This window comes from Microbacterium sp. MMO-20, from assembly GCF_037147735.1.
Taxonomy (GTDB): Bacteria; Actinomycetota; Actinomycetes; order Actinomycetales; family Microbacteriaceae; genus Microbacterium.
Genome location: NZ_JBBCUU010000015.1, coordinates 1 through 18,179 on the forward strand (window position 1 = coordinate 1; position 18,179 = coordinate 18,179).

An 18,179-nucleotide genomic window follows, 5' to 3' on the forward strand; every position below is an offset into this window, starting at 1 on the left:
GTCCTTCCGGACTGGTAAACGTTGCTCTAGACAATCAACATTTTCCCAGACCAGAAGGACATTTCACTTCACGGCACGCCCACGAACCGCACCCGACATGGTGGATCGGGGTTGAGTGAGCGGGTCGCGATCACCGGTGCTCGGGCGTCGAGCGGTTACGGGGAGCATGTCACGCGCGAACTGGCAACGGGCCTCGCCGATGAGCAGCGGGTGGTTGTCGCAGGCGGCGCTTACGGCATCGAAGGAGCTGCGCACCGTGCCGTTCTCGCAGCAGCGGGCCAGCCGATCGCAGTGCTCGCGACGGGCCTGGATCGACGGTACCCGGCTGGACACAGTGAACTCTTGGACCGGGTCGGGGACGCTGGCCTGCTGGTGAGCGAGTTGCCTCCTGGAACCGCGCCGACCAAGCACAGATTTGAGGCTCGCAACCGGCTGATGGCGGCGCTGACCAGCGCCGTCGTCATACCTGAAGCCGGGGTGCGCTCCGGCTCGTTCACGACGGTCCGCAATGCCCGGAGTCTCGGGCGGGGTGTCGGAGCAGTGCCCGGCCCTGTGACAAGCGTTGCCAGCACCGGCCCGAACGAACTCATCAAGCAAGGGCTCGCGTCTGTCATCACCCAGGCCAGCGACGTCGTCGCCCTTCTCGACACCGACTCGACAATTCCCGACGTGTTGAACCGAGCGGAGTTCGGGCGCGGACACCGGATCGACCGTTCCGGGACGGGAATGCCGCCCCGCTCGATCTAGCAACGTGATCGGTCCGGCATTGCACCACGTCGCGTGTCGGATCGGGGATACTCACAAGCGCAAGCCGCGATCCGCGACCCGCGCCATGTCGCGTTCAGGCTCACGCGACGTGCTCGGGGTGAGTGCACTGAGCGATGCTTCGGCTCGTGTGCGGTCGATCTTCTGTCTGGTGCTCTCCGGTGCCGGACCAAGCGGCGAGCGGTCGTCGGCGATCTGGTACCGGTCGCGGTAGGCCGCGATGATGCGGCCGGCGCGCCACCACGCCCCGTCCTGCCTCTCGTCCTCGGGTACGGGACCCAGGCTCGCCGTCCAAGGGCTCTTGTCGGCGAGGGCTCCACGAAGCACGGCGTCAGCGCGGGCCTCGATGAGGTCACGACGCTCGTCCAGGGCGCGGCGCATGTCCTCGCCCATCGGGCCGCCGGCGTGCGGGATCAGCCCTGCGATGAGGCGGGCCGGCTTGCGGGCGCGGCCGGACCCGGCCGGCCGGATGGTGGCGCGGGCGAGACGGGCATGGATGACGGTGGCGATGTCGGCGGCGTCGTCCAGTGTGCGCGCGGCGATGAGCCTGGGCAGCAGGGTGTCGAGGTCGTGATGGTTGGCGTCGGCGTGGCGCAGCTCGGCCGACAGCGCACCGTAGGCGTCGGAGTCGAGCACGGCATCGACCTGCTCGCCGGTCAGACCCGATGCGGCAAGGAGGGCGGCCCAGCGGTCGTGCTGGGCGGCTTGCGCGATCGTCTCGTACTCGGCGGCGAGCTGCGCGATTCCGCCGAGCTGTTCCTGCTCGGCGGTGATCGTCTCGTGCGCCGACAGTTCGGTGCCGACGTGCTGGATCACGCCGTCGAGGACGCTGCGTGCTGTGGCGTTCGGGCTGTCGCCGGGATGCGGGGTCGCGTGCTCGTAGTCCTCCCGGTCGACGGCGACGTAGGCGTGGTTGCTGTGGGCGCCGCGGGTCATCGAGACGTAGAAGTTCTCCCGCGTCGTCGTCGCGGTGACGACCGCGTGCGCGGTATCAGTCGTGACGCCCTGCGCGCGGTGCGCGGTGACCGCGTAGCCCAGGTCCAGGTACTCGGCCACATAGTCGGCGGGCAGGACGATCCCGCCGCCGAACCGGCGGCCGGCCGGGCGGATGCTGACCGATCCGTCCTCGCGGACCTGCGTGACGATCCAGCGGGCACCGTTGCGGACCCAGGCTCGGCCATTGCGAAGCCGGCGATCGTTGTGCCGGGTGATGACCAGATCGCCTGCGGAGACAGCCGTGCCGTCGTGCAGGGGCAGTTCCCGGGCCGGGTTCACAGCGCCGTCGATGATCCGATCCGCCCGCGCCCTCGCGTTGAGCGTGGTCACCGTCTCGTGCGTCTCGGCCACCAGGATCGACGCGAGCCCGGCGGCAACATCACGCTGCCACGCCCGATAGGCGGCGACGATCATCGCCTCAGCCTCGCCGCCGGTGATCCGGTCGTAGTCGATGAGGGTGTCGATCGCTTCGGGCCGCCCGTGGCGGAGTTGCAGAGAGGTCGTCTTCTCCCACGCGTGGATGAAGCGGTGGATGTCGCTCAGCTCCGGGGTGTCGTCTCGGGCGTGGACGAGCATCGAGAACGCGCCGCCGGCATCGACCGACTGGAGTTGGCCCCAGTCTCCGACCAGGAGCACTTTCGCGCCGGCCTGCTCCGCCTCGTTGGTGATCCGGTCGAGGGAGGCGGTGCCTGCCAGGGATGCCTCGTCGATGACCACGAGCTGCCCGGCGGTGAAGGTCGCCCCGGTGCGAATGTGGATGTCCCACCACTTCGCCGTGTTCTCCGTGGCGATCCCGAGGTCGTCGGCGAGGACCTGCGCGGCGACCGCCGAAGGCGCGAGCCCAACCACGGAGCCGCGGCCGTGCTCCTTCTCCCAGGCACGGCGCAATGCGTTCATCGCCGTGGTCTTTCCCGCACCGGCCGGGCCGACCAGGACATCCACGACCCGGCCGGAGAGGGCGATCGCGGCCAGCGCCGCGGCCTGATCCTCGCCCAGCATCCGGTGCTGGGAGTCGGGTCGGCTGGTGACCTTCTCCACGACCTCCAACGACACGACCGGGCCGCCGGTGTCGGCGGCGCGGGCCAGGAGGCGGTCTTCGGCGGCCAGCAGCGTCTCGGATGAGAACAGGGTCGAGTGCCGTGGGCGGAACCGGGTCGTGCCGTCCGGGCGGCGGAACTCGAGCGGGCTGGTCGCGAGCTCGGGCGGGGTCAGCCGCAGGGAGGCGCGCTCGGCGGCGTCGACCACGAGCCCGGTGATCGCCTCGCGATCTTCGATGCTCGCGAACCGCCACCCCATCAACTGCCGGGACGCTTCGGCGTGCAGGTTCCAGCGAGTCCAGGTCGAACGCTTCTCACCGACCGTCTCCATCACGGTCTGCCCGACCTCGCCCACCACGTCCAGCGGCACGTCGTCAGCGCGCAGCGCCGCGCGCGGTGCCTCGGCGGCGGTACTGGTGAGGGTGCGCGCCCAGCCGGTCGCGTCTTGCCCGAGCACCCGGCCTGCGCGCTGTCGCCACTCGCCGGTGAGGTCGGCCAGCGACCTGAGCTGCTTGTCCGGCCGGGTGGCGAGCGTCGCCTGCGCCCGGAGCTTCAGCACCGTCCGGGCGGACGGCTGCCGGCCGTGCCGGGCGACGTACTCCGCGATCAGGCGATCCTTCTCGGCCTCGATGTGCCGGGAGCGGGTGGAGAACTCACCGATCAGCTCGTCCGGCACGCCCTCGATTTCCCAGGCCGGGTTCCGATCCCGACCGCGTTCCCGCGTTGCCCACTCGACTCCGAGCGTGCGCGCGAGCCGGTCGGCCAGTGCCGCGTTGTATAGCTCGGAGACCGCGACGACCGCCGAGTGCATTGGCCGGCCGGCGAGGGTGCGCCAGCGGCCGTCTTGCACGGTCAGCACCTTGTTGCTGATGACGACGTGCGTGTGCAACTGCGGGTCGGCAGATCGACTGTCGTAGTGGTCGAATGCCGCCGCTGCGACGCCGGCGACATCGACATGCGCAACCGCTCCGTCCGGGCCGGTTGCGCCCACGCGGGTCGCTGCAACCTCGCGTTCGAGGAACGCAACCAGCTCTGCAACTGCCGCGTGATGCGCGTCCGCGATCAACGTCTGCGTGCCCGCGTCGGCGACCGCCCAGATCGCGGACACCGACTTCGCCACCGAGAACGTGAAGTCATAACCGGCCACGGCGCGACGGGTGCCACGCTCGGCTTCCTCAGCCTCGATCGCGGCGACCTCCTGCGCCCGCGCGGCCGGCCCCAGCTCGGAGCTGAAGGCATTCACGCGCTGCTCGATCCGTTCCACGACCGAATCGAACTGCTGGTAGGCGCGGCCCAACGGGTCGCCGGTGAGCGGATCGTGCCCCATCCCGATCAAGAGCTGGAGCTGGGCTTCGGAGACCCGGGCGCCCTGCGCCAGCTCACTGTGGCCGAGCCGGCCCAGCCCCGAGCCCATCCAAAACCCCGGCGGGGTGCCCGCCTCGGCGTAGTAGCGGGTCAGCGGAGTGGACAACGAGCGGTCACCGTCGCCGGCCGCGACAGACTTCAAGAGGTACCTGTAGCCGTCGCCCGCCGACATCACCCGCATCGAAACCGTCACGCACAGCAGGTGCGGAGAACCGAACAGGTCACGCGGCGGGTAGCCGATCGTGTGAGACTGCGACGGCAACCGCCGTGGTCGGTCAGCTTCGAGTCGTCAGAGCGGCAGGCTGCTGCCAAGTACCTCGATTGTATGACGCGCCGCTTCGGTCGATTCGGCGGTAACCGCGGCTGTGACTCCCGCGGCGATCGGAGCGAGCAATCCCTTGATCATCGTCAGCCCTCGCCTGATCACGCCCTGATCCGGGTCAGTCTTGACGACCTCTGCCAAGACAGCCTCTGCCTGCGATCGCGCCTCTTGCTCATCGTCTCCAAGGCCGAAGGATGTAAGTTCGGCAAGCAGATCCGTCAGGGCCCGCGCGAGGTCTTCGTAGCCGGGTGCGATCTGCTCGACCTTCTTCTGGGTCTGGGATACATCACCGGCGTTGTTCCACGCGAGTTGCGCATTGCCTCCAGTGACCGTAACGACTGGCCCGTGGTAGTTGTTCACCGTCAGCGCGCCAGCGGCGCCAACCGTGGATGAGTCGGCCTCGACAGGGATGCGGACCGGATTCTTCGCGAACTCCCGCTCCAGCTCGCGCGTGAACTGGCGGATGCCTTCTTTATTGATCTTGAAGCCGCTGGCCACTGGTCTGCTCCGTTCGTTGACTGTCAAGAACAAGGGTCTCACGGAGCCCGGACACCTCCGGGAAGCCTGCTCGGTCCTCGTCTGAAAGACGTGTGGTGGCTCAGATGGGCCGAGGTGACTCCGAGCAGGCCAGGTCATCGCCGCCGCGCTCGAAGGTGCGTGGAACCGGGATCGCCTCGGCGCGCCATGGATCGCCGGATCGCGATTCGGAGCGCTCGCGCACCTGGAGGCCGCGAGACCGGCGTTCGCCAAGCGACGCGGTGGCCCCTGCGCGCGGAGACCCGTCGCTATCGACGCCCCGCGTCACCCGAAGCACACGACTGCATGAGCTTCATCCTCGTGAGGGCAGGCGCAGGCCGAACTTCCGGAGACTGCGGCAAGCACTTCCTGAAGGCAGGCGACCTCATGGATCGTTGGAGCTGGGTTTCCTACCGCGAATCGCGTTTGGCCTGGCGGGCAGCGCCTTGGGAACGGCTGGATGCGTCACGCTTTAGACCGCCGGTAGTTTTCTCGTGCGATCGCATGCGGCCGGCATCCGCAACTCCCCCGTCGGTTACACCGAGGGACTCGGGACCGGACCACTTGCCCTTCTGCGCCCGCGCCAGACGTTCGGCCTTGAGCGCCTCCGCCTCTTCGTGAGCGACGACAGCGAGCCGGTCGGAGACCCGCGCCAACGCCTCTTCGAAGACCTCCGCCCGCAGGAGGGACTTCTTGTTGCCGGGTCGGGCGGCGCCGCGACCGCCTTCTTCAGCAACGCGCTTGGCGCCCTTACGGCGGTAGTTGCTGACATGCTTGTTACGCGCCCTCCGGATGCGCTTGTGCAACGCTAGGAGTTCGTCTTCGTCGAGCTGCTCCATCCGATCCGGCTCGATTTCACGAATGAGGTCGAGTTCTGACCGCTTCAGGACCCAGAGGGAATCTTCCATGCCTCACAGTAACACCCGGTTTCGACACCGACTAAGGCACCCCTCGAGCCCCGCCAAGCGCAGTCCACACAACGCAATTGGCGCAAAGAACCAGCACGCCGGAAGGGGATCATGAGTGAGCGCTCCTGACGCAGCGCCGAGGCACCAAGCGAGCACAGATGACGCCTCGGAACAAGCACACCGCCTCTTCCGCACTGTGCCTGCACGACCCTTCGCATCCGGGCTCGTCGTGGCGCTGGGGGTGCTCGTCGCGGTCGGCCTCGCTCTGACATTCGCGTCGCTCGGCGCAGTCGCCCTTTCCGTCTTCCTCGGACTGTTCCTCGCCCTCGGGCTCCTGCCCCTCATCAATCTCCTCGGCCGACACGGGCTGAGCCGGACCGCGAGCCTCACCCTGGTCGTGACAGCCGTCGTGCTGGTATTCGCAGCCATCATCCTCTTCATCATCCCGCCGCTCGTCGCGGAACTTGTACACGCGGTACACAATGCGCCCGCCCAGATTGGACAGCTCGGCGCGACCGCATGGGTGCAGGAAATCCGGGAGATCTGGGGAATCGACGTCCATGCGATCATCGGCGACCTCGTCCGGAGCCTTGCCGACCTCACATCCCTCGTCGCAATCGCAGGTGGCCTGCTGAAGATCGGGACCGGCGCAATCGGAGCTGTCTCATCCACCGTCATCGTGATGGTCTTGACCGTGTACTTCGTGTCCGCGCTGGAGCCGATGAAACAGGCCCTGACCCAGATCGTCCCGGCATACCGCCGCGTGCAATTCGGCGAGCTCGTCGATCAGATCACCTCGCTGGTGGGCCGTGTCGTGTCCGGCGGAATCACCGTTGCGGCGATCAACGCCGTGGTCGTCTTCATCCTGCAGTTCGCGATCGGATCGTCGATCGCACTCCTACTCGCGATCGGCGCGTTCTTCATCACGATCGTCCCGCTCATCGGTTCGCTGGTCTTCCTCGTGATCGGCACCACTGCGGCGCTGTTCGTGAGTCCCTGGGCCGCGCTCGTGTTCGGCGTGCTGTACCTCGGTTTCATCCAGGTCGAGGCGTATTACACGACGCCGCGGATTATGGGCCGGGCGGTGGCGGTACCGGGCATTCTCGTGATCATCGGCGCGATGGTCGGAGCCGCACTCATGGGGCTGTTGGGGGCCCTCGTGGCCATTCCTGTCACCGCCTCTGTTCTGATCGTCGTGCGACAGGTCGTGGTGCCGCGGCAGGATGCCCGGACGTCAGCGTCATAACCCCTACAAGTGCCTATCCGCTGCCGTCGTTCTCGTCCCATAGGATCGGGCCAGCGGAGCGCGAGGCGCAGTTCCCCCACGGAGAATCCGGACACGGAACCCTGCGAAGGACCGCGCGAAAGGCGACGAAGAGATGACCAGACCTGCACCCGAAGGGTCAACGACCGTAGCGGCGGAACCACGAGCGTCATGGCTACCGCTCATCGTGGTGGTGCTGACGCAGATCCAGGCCTCCTTCGCAGTGAACGCCCTCACCGTGTCGATGGCCGGCATCACGACAGATCTACACACCCCGGCGACGTCGGTCGGCACCGCGATCACGGCCGGCACGTTCGCCATGGCGGCGTTCATCCTGCTGGGCGCGAAGATCGGGGCCCGCTTCGGCACGCGCGGCGTCTTCCAGATCGCCGTGGCGATCCACGCGGCGGCAATGGCCGGCGTGGCGCTGAGCGTCAGTCCGGCGATGCTGTTCATCGCTCAGGCGTCCTCTGGTGCCGTGATCGCCCTGATCGCCCCTGCCCTGACCGTGTTCATCGCGACGAACTACCACGGCGAGCGTCAGGGCAAGGCGATCGGCCTCCTGGCGGCGGCGATCCCGCTTGCAGGCATTCTCGCCCTGCTGCTGGCCGGATGGTTCGCGGAGACGATCGGATGGCGCTGGTCGTTCGCTCTGATGGTCGCCCTCGGCGTCCTGAACCTGGTGCTCAGCTTCGGCGTGCGCAAGGTCCCCGCCCAGCCGAACCTGAAGATCGACTGGACAGGCGCCGTGCTCGCCGCGGTCGCGATTATCCTTCTCAGCTTCGGGTTCTCCGGCCTGAACTCGTGGGGGGTGTGGCGCGCCACCGACCAGGCCCCGTTCTCGATCGCCGGCATCTCCCCCGCGCCGGTGTTGATCGTCCTGGGATTGATCATCGGACAACTCTTCTTCCTCTGGGTATCCAAACGGCAACGCGAACACCGCTCGCGCATCTTCGACCTGCGCGTGCTCGCGACCAGCAGCGAGTTCGCGGTCACCGCGTGCATGGCGATCATGCTGTTCGTCGGCACGGCGGCGAACTTCCTCATCCCGCTGTACATGCAGGTCGTCCAGGGGCTGTCCGGCATCCAGACGTCGTTCTCGATCATCCCCTACACGATCTCGATCTTCCTCGCATCAACGTTCGTCGCATACCTGTACAAGCGCTTCCCCCCGCGCGTGCTCGCGTCGGCCGGCTTCATCGTCGTCGCGGGTGCGCTGACCCTGCTGGCCTCTACGATCCGCGGCGACTGGGGCCAGGCGTTCATCGTGATCGGCCTCATCCTCCTCGGCCTCGGCCAGGGATCGATCGTGGCCCTCGTGTTCAACACGCTCCTCTCCGCCGCCCCAAAGCAGCTCGCGGGCGACGTCGGCGCCTGGCGCGGCCTGGTCCACAACCTGTCCGGTTCGGTCGGCATCGCCGTCGCCAGCGCATTCGCCGTCGGCATCCTCGCGTCCACGCTCGCAAGCTCCGCGGTCGCGCATCCGGAGATCTCGCAACAGCTGATCAGCGAGGTGCGCATCGACCAAGCCGACTTCCTCACAAACGCCCAGCTGGAAGCGGTGCTGAACGGCACGACCGCCTCCGAGGCGGAGAAGACCGCGGCGATCGCGATCAACGAGGATGCGCGGCTGCATTCGCTGCAGTGGTCGCTGATGGGCCTCGCACTGCTCGCGGCGCTCGCCATCGTGCCTGCGCTGAGAATGCCCGGACGCATCGACGGCGAGCTTCCGGAGCGGCTCGAGCCGGACGACCCCGACGACATCGACGAATCCGTGCCGCTGAATCCCGCGGCTGTGACTGCTGAGGAGACGAAGCGATGACCCGTAGCGCGAACAAGCTGATCCCTGCCGACTTCCCAACGACACCAGGTCTCGACGCGCTCGACGCCATCGTGTTGACCGCCGGGGATGCGCCCGGCGACGTGCAGACGGTCGGCTATGCCGTCTTCCTCGACGGCGACGTCGCCCCCGCCCTGGGGCTCGACCGCGACGCGCTCACCCGGGCGGGCTTCACCACCGCGGTCGGCAAGACGCTCTTCGTCCCTCGAGAAGAAGGCCCCGACGTCGTCGCCGTCGGCGCGGGGGATGCCGCGGAACTGGATACCGCGAAGCTGCGCGATCTCGCCGCCGCATTCGTGCGCGCCGCACCCCGCAGCGCGCGCGTCGCGCTCGTCGTCGACCGCAGCACCGCCGAGCCCCGCGCGGCGGCGGCGGCGGCCATCGCCGAGGGCGCGGTGCTCGCGCGCTACCGTTACACGGCGTTGCAGAGCGCGTCGAAGCACATCCCGCTCGAGTCTTTCACCATCGACCTTGCGGGCGCCCATGCAGACGAGGTGAGGGCGGGCCTTACCGCCGGGCGGCTCGCCTCCCGTGCGGCCGTCGTCGCACGCGATGTCACGAACACGCCTCCTGGCCACCTCACCGCCACGGACCTCGCCCGCATCTCCGAAGGGCTCGGAGCCAGGTTCGGCTTCGCGGTGGAGGTCTTCGACAAGGCGGCGCTCATCGAGCTCGGCTGCGGGGGCCTGCTCGGCGTCAATCAGGGCTCCGTGGAAGAGCCGCGCATGATCAAGCTGTCCTACACGCCCGCGGGTGAGCCGAGCGGCCATCTGGGGCTCGTCGGCAAAGGCATCATGTACGACTCGGGCGGCATCAGCCTGAAGCCGAGCGACCCGATGCACCTGCTCATGAAGATGGACATGGGCGGCGCGGCGGCGGTTCTCGGCGCGTTCACCGTGCTCGCCGACCTCGGCGCCACGGCCGCGGTGACGGGCTGGCTGATGTGCACGGACAACATGCCCTCGGGCACGGCGTACAAGCTGGGCGATGTCCTCGTCGCCCGCAACGGCACCACCGTGGAGGTCAAGAACACCGACGCGGAGGGCCGCCTGGTGATGATGGACGCCATCGCGCTCGCCAACGAGGACGGCGTGGACGCCATCATCGACATCGCGACCCTCACCGGTGCCGCGCTGATGGCGCTCGGACAGGCGACCGCACCGGTGTTCGCGAACGACGACCGCATGGCGGCGCTCGTGGAGTCCGCCGCCGTGGCCACCGGCGAGCAGGTGTGGCGGATGCCGCTGGAGCGCACGTACCGGCCGCAGCTCGACTCCGAGATCGCCGACATCTCGAACCTCGGCGGCAAGTACGCCGGCGCGACGACCGCGGCGCTGTTCCTCGACCACTTCGTCGGGGCGACGCCGTGGGCCCATCTCGACATCGCCGGCACAATGCAGTCCGACAAGGACGACTCGTGGCGCGCGTCCGGCGCCACTGGCTTCGGGGCACGCCTGCTCGCGGCTGTCGCGGCTGACTTCGCGCTGCCGGGCTAGCGATGGATCCCATCGCGGCGACCTTCGGGATCCTCCTGCTCGCCATCATCGCGTTCGCGAGCAACCGGATCCCCCTGGGGATCGTTGCGGTCGGCGTCTCCCTCGCGCTGTACTTCACCGGCGTCCTGACGTTCCCACAGGCGGTCGCCGGGTTCGGAGATCCGACCGTGCTGTTCATCGCGGCACTGTTCATCGTGAGCGAATCGCTCGACGCCACCGGGGTCACGGCGTGGGCGGGTCAGAAGGTCATCGGCGCGGCAGGCAAGAAGCGCACCCCGATCCTCTTCGTCGTGTGTCTGCTCGTGGCGGGGCTCACTGCGCTCATCAGCGTGAACGGAGCCGTTGCGGCGCTACTTCCCCTCGTCATCGTGGTCGCGAGCAGCGCAGGGATCGCCTCGTCTCAGCTATTGTTGCCCCTCGCGTTCGCCGCGCACGCGGGCTCCATGCTGCTGCTGACGGGCACACCGGTGAACATCATCGTGTCGGAGCGCGCGGCGGAAAGCGGCGGCCGCCCGTTCGGGTTCTTCGAGTTCGCGCTCGTCGGTATCCCGCTCGTGATCGGCACGATCCTGATCATCGTGCTGTTCGGTCGAATGCTGCTGCCGTTGCGTCCGAGCGCTGTCATGCCCACGGACCTCAGCAGGCTCACCCGACGATTGAAGATCGACTACAACGTCACTCTCGAGACGAAGACGCTGATCGGTCCCGCGAGCGGCGTCAGCGAGATCGTCATCCCGCCCCGCTCACCACTTATCGGCACCCGTGTGTTCCCCGGCATGGCAAGCCCGAGCGGTGACCTCGTGATCCTCGGTGCACGCCGCGGCGCGGAGGTCCTGCACGATCGCGAAGTCACCCTGCACGCGGGCGATGCGCTGCTGCTGCAGGGCTCCTGGGACGACCTGACCCGCCACACGGAGTCCAGCGACGTCATGGTCGTCGACGCGCCCAGCGCCCTGCGCCGCTCCGTCCCGCTCGGGAGGGGCGCCAAGCGTGCCATGGTCATCCTCGCGCTCATGGTCGTACTCCTCGCGACAGGGCTCGTCCCGCCCGCCGCCGCCGCGATGCTCGCCGCGGGATCGCTCGTGGTCACCCGCGTAGTAGGGGTGAACCAGGCATACCGGTCGATCTCCTGGACGACCGTCGTCCTCGTCGCCGGCATGATCCCGCTGTCGACCGCGTTCCTGACCACCGGCGCCGCCGAACTCGTCGCCCATTGGCTCATCACGGTCGTCGGCGACTCCGGCCCACGAACCGCGCTACTCGCCGTCGTCGTCCTGACGATCCTGCTCGGCCAGGTGATCAGCAACACCGCGACCGTGCTGATCGTCGCACCGGTCGCGGTGGCCGTCGCCTCAGGTCTGCACGCGTCGGTACAGCCGTTCATGATGGCACTGACGGTCGCCGGCGCTGCGTCCTTCCTCACTCCGATCGCGACGCCCGCCAACCTCATGGTCATGAAGCCCGCCGGCTACCGGTTCGGCGACTACTGGAAGCTCGGACTCCCCCTCGCGATCTTCTTCGGCGCCATGGCCGTCTACTACGTACCGCTCATCTGGCCGTTCAGCTGACGAGACTGGATGACGCCGACCGTGCTTCGGGAGAACGAGGCGATGGTATCGGCGCTGCACTCTGTTTCGGTCGACACGGGCCGACGGCGCGATGTGGGTGATGCGCGGTCGACGGGTGTCAGGCGCCGAGTCCGGACGTCGCCTCGGTGGCTTGGTCGGCGACGCCGAGGAAGCGGATGAACACGGCGATCCAACCGAAGACCAGAGCGAAAACGATGATCTCGAATGCTGTCAGGCCGAAGTACCCGACCACGAACAACGCCGTCGAAAGCAGCACCGCCGCCAGGAACGCCCCGGACGCGATGAAATAGGCGCGCGGCATCCCACGAACAACCCACGGGCCCGCGACGAGCAGCCCGATGAACATGACGGCCATGCCACTCGCACAGATGTTGTGGATCGGCCGGCTCACGTTCACCGGGACGAGCCCTACGCCGGCGAGCATGACGCCCATCACGATGAACATGATCGAAATGACCCGGGAACTGCTCGCCCGTTGCAGAATCCCACGCTTCACGAGTGCACGGAGGTCGTTCGCCAGGTACACAGCGAACGCGGTCACGAGAAGCCCGCCGACCACGAGTGTCCCGTTGAACAGCAGACTGGAGACGGACCAGAACGTCCCGAGATGACTGAAATGCGTCCCCCACCACGACTTATCAGTTGTGGTGATCATCGCAGCGATGGTGCCGATAGCCACGAACGCCATCAGCAGGGTCGACATCCGCTGCGTCGTCATCCGAGACACCGAAAGGTAAGTGATGTAGCCGGTCAAGCCGAGCGTCACGGCCGCCAAAACGACCGACCAGAACAGATCGACCAGGAGTCCGACGAACCCCAGCCCCAAAACGATGTAGACGACGAGCACGGTCAGCGCGGCCAGGACGACATGAACCAGGACCACCGCGATCGTGTTGATCGTGAACGTGACGGAAGACAGGTTCTGCCGCCATTCCTGTCCGTGCGCAGTGCGGCCACCCCAATAGCCGATCGTTCCCGCGACCGCTGCCGTGGCGGCGGCCATCACCGCGAGGACAGCCCCGAACGACCAATCGCCGGCCATGGGAAGCGGCGGCACGGTGAGCGCGAGGATAAGCCCGGCGAGCGCGCCGAGTGATCCCGCGATGAGTGCCACGTAGATTGCCTGCGACTCCACGCGCAAGGATCGCGCAGGCTCCGCGGCCTCGGTCAGAGGGCGGTGCACGTCAGTCATCGGCGCCGACCAATCGTACGGACGCGGCTGCGAGTCGGGCGAGGACCCGCTGCTCCCGTGCAAGAGGGAGGTGTTCGAAGAACAGCATGTCGACAGGATGCCAGAGGGCGATCCATCCGACGATCACGAGGCCCTCCCCGAGGAAGGTGCGTACCCAGTGGGGACCGATGTCGAGCACCGCCACCGCGCTGCCACCCAGCAGGCATGCCGCAAGGAAGATGAGACCGAACAAGAGCTCCCTGAACCCGAGACGTCGTATCCGCGCCTTCTCCGACTCGAGGCGCTCCGAGTGGGCAATAGCGAACCCTCCCAGGGCGTCCGCTATCTGCCTCTCCGAACGCCGCTCGTCCGTAGACCCCGTCACGGTGATGTCGATCCGCAGGCCATCCGCGGAGCCATCCACGGTCTCAACGAGGTACTCGAATCCCGTCCTGTCATCGAACCTGCCGTGGAGCGGGTCAACGGGCCGCGGCGTGAACAGCTCGTCCAGGTCCTCGAGCACAAGGGACACCACGGTCCCTGAATCAGCGGTCATTCCACAGCTCCTCTCCTTCGGGTGATCGGCCCGAACTCCATGATGTCGATGGGGGGCCACTGTCTGTTGCTCAGTTTTGGACCGAGACTCAGATGAGCGTTCGGGGTGAGCGGAAGCGTCCACTGAGCCCCGAACCGGACAGGATGCCGAGTGCGATAGCGACCATGGTCGACACAGTCGTCACGATGGTCGCAGCGCCACTCCCGTCGCCGTCGAGAATCGTTGTGACGCCAACCAGGCCCAGAGCACCAGGCACCAGCATCCAGAACCCTGGAAGGAAGGTGACCGGCGCAGCCGGCCCAGAAGGCAATCGCGATACGAATCCCGCCATCGGGGTCATTGCGAGGGCGCCGACGAAGGCTGACAGGACGCCCCCGAAGAAGATGTCGCCAATGACCTGGGCGGCATATGCGACATAGAGGACGAGAACAATCCACGGGATCGACCGCGCCCGCCCACCGCGATTGATGACGACGGCTGCACCGAACACGGCCACCGCGATCCAGGGAGCGATCGGCCCGAGGGGCTGATCGGCTTCGGTCAGGTCGATGTGAGGGATGCCCACAAGCGCAGCACCCGCGACGATTCCCGTAGCGAGCAGGACGAGTTGCATGAACCCCGTTGCGACCCGGGCGGCCCCGGAGACCATCTGACCAGTCGCTAGCTCGATGACACCGGTGGTCAACAGCGCACCGGGCAGAAGCACGACGATCGGAGCGATGAGCGATGGCAGCACTCCTGGGTCGAGCTCCGTCCGTGCTAGGAGAAAGACAGCTACTGAGCAGGTAAACGCCAGTGCTGCGGTCAGGATCGGCTCGTGGAGACGAGGGAGACCCGCCGCGAGCAGCAGCACAGCGCCGACGACGCTGCCGAGTATTGCAGCGACGGCGACGCCGGCCCATGACGCGCCGAGAAGCACAGCCAGCGCCGCGCACAAGAACACGTAGGCGATGACACGGGCCGTGGCGGAGAACGGTGGCGGAGATATGCGCATCAGTCTGATGAGCGCCCGCGCCCGACTGGCATCCACACCGCCGGTCCTCGCCTGCCCGACGATCCGGTCGAGGTCGTCGAGTTGATGCAGCAGCAACGGCGTATGACCGCTCGACACAGCTCCCGTGCGCAACTCACCGCCGCCACGCGTGGAAACGAACAGGGCCGTCGGCATGACGACGATCTCAGTGCGCGGGTAGCCGTTGACCCGGGCGATATCTTCGAGTGTGGAGTGCACGGTCTTCACTGTGTACCCAGCATCGATCATGGCCTCACCCACGGTCTCGAGAGCCGCGAAGCTCACCGCACCGGCAGACAGCGGGGCTGTGGTCGCTGGCAGCCGCATGCGACGCGTCCGGTCGCGGCGGCGGACGACGAGGACCACGAGAACGCTGAGCACGAGTACCGCGATGGCGATCGTCCATGACATGGTCCCGACCGGACTGACCACTACCGCGGGCGGAACTTCCTCACGCACCAACATCATTGCTGGCCGCGCAAGTCACGAGGAGTAGCCCAACAAACCACCTTCATCGCACTCATGGTGAATCGCTTTCGCTATTGGAATAGGGATGGATCGACACAGCGGCAGCGTCAGGTTAGTCAGCAAGGGTCGCGTCGGAGGTCACCGCGACAGAGGCCCACGCGTCAAACTCCAATCGAGACAGCCCATCGATAATCGAGCGGCGGACCTCGTCTTCCTGCGCAACACTCCACGCGGCGGAGCCGACGACGAAGTCCACTTCGACATAGATCTTTTGCCCGACCTTGCCCGCCCGCACGACAGGGGTCGGAAGCCCGAACTCGGCGCGCGCCTTCTCGACGACCTCGGCGACACGGGCCGCGAGCTCAGGCGGCGGTGCGCCTTCCAACAATTCGTTCACACCCGACCGGATGAGCCGCACGGGCACTGGGGCGAGCACCGCACACGCGACGAAAACAAGGATCGGATCCGCAAATCTTGCAATGTCCCGCAGGGGTGTCAAGGCAAGGACCGCTACCGCGATCGCGCCCGCGACCATGATCACGCTGAGCACCGATCCCGCACGCCACTGCGCCACCTCAGCGGCGACAAGATCAGAACCGGCTGCCAACCGGCGGAGCCACCACGCCGCACCAAACCCAAGCAGCGCGGTAATGAGTCCGTAGATGGAGATAACAAGGACGTTCACCTCGCTTCCACCATCGCGGATGACTACAAGAGCGTCCCCAAATGCGAGCACGAGCGTTCCAGCCAGAGCCAGCCCCTGAATCACGACCATCAGCGGGGCGAGCGCGTCCCGCCCGAACGGAAACCGTCGCGTGGGTCCGGATGCTGCGGCTCGAGCGGCTCTTAGGGACGCCCAGGACAGAATCCAACCGATCGCCATGTATGCGCCGTCGAAGACGATGATGCGGATGCCTGCCAGGATCCCGACGACCAGCGCGGAGATCGCCAGCACCACGGAGAGGATCAGTGACGCCGTCAAGGCACGGCGTTCTCGCCGACGGCGCGAATCCAGCGCCTCGCGCTGAATAGGTGTGCTGCTCACGACGCTCCACCCGTCATTGGTGTTTTCGGTCTTGCGCGAGGGGTTCTGATGCAAGGATGTCGAGTCCGAGCTCCACAGCGACGGCGCGCGTCGCCAGCCATCCGCGCACGCTGTTGCCTTCGGCGTCGAGGCGGGGAGAGAACGTGCCTACCGCTCCTTTGCCGGGTGACACTGTCACAATCCCGCCGCCGATGCCGCTCTTGCCGGGAAGGCCGACGTCCCACAGCCACGACCCGGATGCTTCGTAGAGCCCCGCGACGGTCATGACTGCGAGCGCGGCCCGTGCTGTCTCGCCGCTGACGACCTGGTCGCCTGTCACGGGGTTTACTCCGCCGTCTGCGAGCGTCGCCCCCATGACGGCAAGGTCGGTTGCTGTCACGCTTAGGCAGCTCTGACGCGTGTACAAGTCGGTCGCGTCGAATGGGTCGCCCTCAAGCGCGCCCGTCTCAGCGAGCAACAGAGACAGCGCCCGATTCCGGAGGTTCGTCTCGCGAGCGGAGCTCAACACGTCGTCATCGAGCGCCAGAACGCGCCCGGCGAACAGCGACAGGCCTTCTGCCAGGACCTCCCAACGTCTCTCCAGTGACGTGCCGGGCAGCAGACTGGTGACGGCGATCGCGCCCGCGTTCACCATCGGGTTGGTGCGACCGTGTTGGCTGCGCTCGACGGCATATGCCGAGTTGAAGGGCAGCCCGGTTGCATCGACTCCAACGAGTTCGCGCACGCGGCTTGCCCCGACTCGATCGCATACGAGGGCGAACACAAATGGCTTTGCGACGCTCATCAGACTGAACGGAACCCGCGTATCCCCTGCCTCGTAGACAGACCCGGTGGCGCCCACCAGCGCGATGCCGAAGTGCGCCGGGTCGGCGCGCTCGAGGGCCGGGTACACGGACGACAAGTTCCCGTCTTCGACACTGCCGTATCTGCGGTGGGTGCGCTCCAAAACGTCGGTCACGATCCCAGGCTCAGGCAGCGCGCCGGTTGAGATGTGGCGCCGAATGCTTCGACGTGTGGTCTCCATCGTTATGCGCCCCCCAGACGGGCGCGTACGTGAGCGCGCTTTAGCTCTACAGTGGCCCGCCGCACTCGCAAACTTTCAGCATCGAGGGCCTCATCCGCCGAAGTCTCCACGTTAACGGCGTCCACCAAGTCACGCAGGGCCCGCAGGTCGTCGGCCGCGCGCCGGACACGGTTCTCATCAATGTCCGCGGTCTGCAACGCGTACAGCTCTTCATCGATCAACAGCACGCGTGTCTTCCCGGCGGACCACGCGGCACCGGCTTCGGCCGATGTCGCTTGTGCGAGAACCTGCGGGACGAGGGTCTGTTCGAGCCATCGAAGATCGGCATGCGTGGCTTCAAGGCGTTCGTCCCAAGCGCGCTTTGTATGGCCGCGACGTGCGAGCACGATTAGGAGCGCGGCCCCAAGGACCAGCACGATCGCGAAAGGCCACCATGTGGTGCGCGACGAATCAGGCTGGATTTCGTCAGGTGTACTGCGTTCCTCGTCTTCGGGCGCGGTTGCGTCTGGGCTTTCGGGCAAGGCCCCAGGATCGGGCTCCGATCCAGCTTCGGGCGCGGGTTCCGCGGACGATTCGGGCTCGGGTTCCGGGGATGATTCGGCTGGCGGCGCGGCGGGGTCGGTTGCCTCCTCGCCAGCACCCTCCTGCGATCCACCACCTGGGTCTCGCGTTGGCAGGCTGGTGGGCAGTGAAATGGTCGGACGTGCTGTTCGCTCGGGGAGTTCGACGGCGCCACACCCTGCAGTGCCGAGCCCGATTGCCAGGCAGACCAGTAGGGTCGTGGAGGCTTGCCCGACCCGCCGTA

Annotated in this window: 14 protein-coding genes; 5 read left to right on the forward strand and 9 right to left on the reverse strand. The window is 67.1% G+C overall.

The features are described from left to right. The first annotated feature begins 111 nt into the window (after nt 1-111). The gene (locus WFI52_RS13810; protein ID WP_336627539.1) at nt 112-747 is read left to right on the forward strand and encodes a DNA-processing protein DprA; all 636 of its coding nucleotides are present in this window, start codon (nt 112-114) and stop codon (nt 745-747) included. Nucleotides 748-798: 51 nt separating this feature from the next. Here WFI52_RS13810 and mobF read toward each other — a convergent pair whose 3' ends face one another. From mobF to WFI52_RS13825, 3 genes are all read right to left on the reverse strand, one after another. Then, the gene (mobF, locus tag WFI52_RS13815; RefSeq protein ID WP_336627563.1) at nt 799-4,344 is read right to left on the reverse strand and encodes a MobF family relaxase; all 3,546 of its coding nucleotides are present in this window, start codon (nt 4,342-4,344) and stop codon (nt 799-801) included. A 108-nt stretch (nt 4,345-4,452) separates the two neighbouring features. After that, the gene (locus WFI52_RS13820) at nt 4,453-4,983 is read right to left on the reverse strand and encodes a hypothetical protein (RefSeq protein ID WP_336627540.1); all 531 of its coding nucleotides are present in this window, start codon (nt 4,981-4,983) and stop codon (nt 4,453-4,455) included. Nucleotides 4,984-5,411: 428 nt separating this feature from the next. Then, complete coding sequence (locus WFI52_RS13825; RefSeq protein ID WP_336627541.1) at nt 5,412-5,909, reverse strand: hypothetical protein; 498 nt, start codon at nt 5,907-5,909, stop codon at nt 5,412-5,414. A gap of 196 nt (nt 5,910-6,105) precedes the next feature. On the opposite strand from WFI52_RS13825, the gene WFI52_RS13830 reads away from it, so the two are divergent. The 4 genes from WFI52_RS13830 to WFI52_RS13845 all read left to right on the forward strand — a co-directional run bounded on the left by WFI52_RS13830 (nt 6,106) and on the right by WFI52_RS13845 (nt 12,077). After that, nucleotides 6,106-7,155: an AI-2E family transporter gene (locus tag WFI52_RS13830; RefSeq protein ID WP_336627542.1), complete on the forward strand. Its 1,050-nt coding sequence runs from the start codon at nt 6,106-6,108 to the stop codon at nt 7,153-7,155. A gap of 133 nt (nt 7,156-7,288) precedes the next feature. Then, nucleotides 7,289-8,995 carry an MFS transporter gene (locus WFI52_RS13835; RefSeq protein WP_336627543.1) on the forward strand — a complete coding sequence of 569 codons (1,707 nt, stop codon included), beginning with the start codon at nt 7,289-7,291 and terminating at the stop codon, nt 8,993-8,995. Further along, nucleotides 8,992-10,509, forward strand: a complete 1,518-nt coding sequence (locus tag WFI52_RS13840) for a leucyl aminopeptidase (RefSeq protein ID WP_336627544.1) — start codon at nt 8,992-8,994, stop codon at nt 10,507-10,509. Before WFI52_RS13835 ends, WFI52_RS13840 begins: the two co-directional genes overlap by 4 nt. A gap of 2 nt (nt 10,510-10,511) precedes the next feature. Next, a complete protein-coding gene (locus WFI52_RS13845; RefSeq protein WP_336627545.1) occupies nt 10,512-12,077 on the forward strand; it encodes an SLC13 family permease in 1,566 nt (521 codons plus the stop codon). 118 nt (nt 12,078-12,195) lie between these two features. Here the strand turns inward: WFI52_RS13845 and WFI52_RS13850 are convergent, their stop codons facing one another. The 6 genes from WFI52_RS13850 to WFI52_RS13875 form a co-directional block, all read right to left on the reverse strand. Beyond that, nucleotides 12,196-13,290: a hypothetical protein gene (locus tag WFI52_RS13850; RefSeq protein ID WP_336627546.1), complete on the reverse strand. Its 1,095-nt coding sequence runs from the start codon at nt 13,288-13,290 to the stop codon at nt 12,196-12,198. Then, complete coding sequence (locus WFI52_RS13855; protein ID WP_336627547.1) at nt 13,283-13,825, reverse strand: hypothetical protein; 543 nt, start codon at nt 13,823-13,825, stop codon at nt 13,283-13,285. Before WFI52_RS13855 ends, WFI52_RS13850 begins: the two co-directional genes overlap by 8 nt. 88 nt (nt 13,826-13,913) lie before the next feature. Beyond that, nucleotides 13,914-15,248 carry a threonine/serine ThrE exporter family protein gene (locus WFI52_RS13860; RefSeq protein WP_336627548.1) on the reverse strand — a complete coding sequence of 445 codons (1,335 nt, stop codon included), beginning with the start codon at nt 15,246-15,248 and terminating at the stop codon, nt 13,914-13,916. Nucleotides 15,249-15,417: 169 nt separating this feature from the next. Next, nucleotides 15,418-16,350, reverse strand: a complete 933-nt coding sequence (locus WFI52_RS13865) for a cation transporter (protein ID WP_336627549.1) — start codon at nt 16,348-16,350, stop codon at nt 15,418-15,420. A 13-nt stretch (nt 16,351-16,363) separates the two neighbouring features. Then, a complete protein-coding gene (gene glsA, locus WFI52_RS13870) occupies nt 16,364-17,374 on the reverse strand; it encodes a glutaminase A (protein ID WP_336627550.1) in 1,011 nt (336 codons plus the stop codon). Nucleotides 17,375-17,376: 2 nt separating this feature from the next. Next, nucleotides 17,377-17,895, reverse strand: coding sequence for a hypothetical protein (locus WFI52_RS13875; RefSeq protein ID WP_336627551.1), 519 nt, complete (start codon nt 17,893-17,895; stop codon nt 17,377-17,379). Between the last annotated feature and the right edge of the window lie 284 nt (nt 17,896-18,179).

Coding starts and splice junctions, on each gene's coding strand:
- mobF (WP_336627563.1), bottom strand. CDS start 4,344: ATGCGGGTGATGTCGGCGGGCGACGGCTACAGGTACCTCTTGAAGTCT.
- WFI52_RS13825 (WP_336627541.1), bottom strand. CDS start 5,909: ATGGAAGATTCCCTCTGGGTCCTGAAGCGGTCAGAACTCGACCTCATT.
- WFI52_RS13835 (WP_336627543.1), top strand. CDS start 7,289: ATGACCAGACCTGCACCCGAAGGGTCAACGACCGTAGCGGCGGAACCA.
- WFI52_RS13840 (WP_336627544.1), top strand. CDS start 8,992: ATGACCCGTAGCGCGAACAAGCTGATCCCTGCCGACTTCCCAACGACA.
- WFI52_RS13845 (WP_336627545.1), top strand. CDS start 10,512: ATGGATCCCATCGCGGCGACCTTCGGGATCCTCCTGCTCGCCATCATC.
- WFI52_RS13850 (WP_336627546.1), bottom strand. CDS start 13,290: ATGACTGACGTGCACCGCCCTCTGACCGAGGCCGCGGAGCCTGCGCGA.
- WFI52_RS13855 (WP_336627547.1), bottom strand. CDS start 13,825: ATGACCGCTGATTCAGGGACCGTGGTGTCCCTTGTGCTCGAGGACCTG.
- WFI52_RS13860 (WP_336627548.1), bottom strand. CDS start 15,248: ATGTCATGGACGATCGCCATCGCGGTACTCGTGCTCAGCGTTCTCGTG.
- glsA (WP_336627550.1), bottom strand. CDS start 17,374: ATGGAGACCACACGTCGAAGCATTCGGCGCCACATCTCAACCGGCGCG.